At 73.6% G+C, this 1,036-nt stretch carries 1 protein-coding gene and 1 pseudogene; both read right to left on the bottom strand.

From position 1 onward, the window contains the following. The coding region (locus G3I65_RS50645) for a PHP domain-containing protein (RefSeq protein ID WP_160703025.1) at positions 1 to 635 on the bottom strand (635 nt) is incomplete at its 3' end. 127 nt (positions 636 to 762) lie between these two features. Further along, a pseudogene (locus tag G3I65_RS50640) lies at positions 763 to 1,036 on the bottom strand (DNA polymerase Y family protein); the annotation flags it as partial.

The following is a 1,036-nucleotide window of genomic DNA, read 5'->3' as shown; positions in this document are numbered from 1 at the left end:
GGCCCGTGTTCCGCGAGCGCGCGGCGGACCGGCCCCTTGCGGCAGCCGGTGAGCACGATGACGTGCCCGGCCAGCTCGCCGGCCAGCTCGTCGAGGTCGTAGACGGGCCGCCCCTTGGCCCCGCCGGCGAGCTGGGCGCGCGAGATGACGCGGCAGAGCCGGTGGTACCCGTCCTGCTGCCGGGCGATCACCAGCAGGTGCGACCCCTTCGGATCCGGCTCGCCGGCCTGCGGCGCGGGCAGGTCGAGCGAGAGCTCGGCCCCGAACCCGACGCGCACCCCGAGCTCCCGGGCAGCGTCGTTGAAGCGGACGGCGCCGTACACGCCGTCGTGGTCGGTGAGCACGAGCGCGTCCAGCTCCAGCCGCGCGGCCTCCTCGACGAGGGTTTCGGGGTGACTCGCACCGTCGAGGAAGCTGAAGTTGGAGTGGACGTGCAGCTCGGCGTAGGGCGCCCGGATCCGGTCCCCGCCGTCGTCCCGCCGCCGCGGCACCCGCAGATCGGCCGGCGCCCCGCCGTACCCTTCGCGCTTGCGCGACCACGCGGGGGCATCGTTGCCGTCCCCGGGCACGGGCGGCCGCCCGGAGGCGATCCGCTCCACTTCGGACCACGGCACGCCGGGGTTGTTGAACGCCAAAGCCAGCTCCGCAAGGAAAGTTCACTGAGGGGAAGCCAGCGAATACCGCTCGAACACGAGTTCGACTACTGGAGTCGATCCTGAGCCGGTCGGCGCGAGGTGTCAACTGTGGACGGCGTGGATCACACTAGTCGTAGCAGCCCTCGACCGTCCATTGTGGATCGTCACCGATGGTGACCCTGAGCAGCAGGGCGACGTCGCCGTCGTCGGTCTCCAGGACCACCTGGACGCGGGCGAGGCGGGCGCCGCGCTGGTGGACGATCCAGGGGCCCGCCGCGCCGAGGACGCGGCGGGGTGGGCCGTCGTCGACCGAGACCGTCGTGGGTGGGTGGCTGAGTTCGCCGCGGGCGGTGCAGCGGACCGCGGTGCCGGCCGCGTCGACGACCGCCGCCGGGACCGGG

This window comes from Amycolatopsis sp. SID8362, assembly GCF_010550475.1.
GTDB classification, from domain to species: domain Bacteria; phylum Actinomycetota; class Actinomycetes; order Mycobacteriales; family Pseudonocardiaceae; genus Amycolatopsis; species Amycolatopsis eburnea.
Note: the sequence above shows the minus strand (reverse complement) of the source record. Positions and strands in the feature narration are given on the sequence as shown.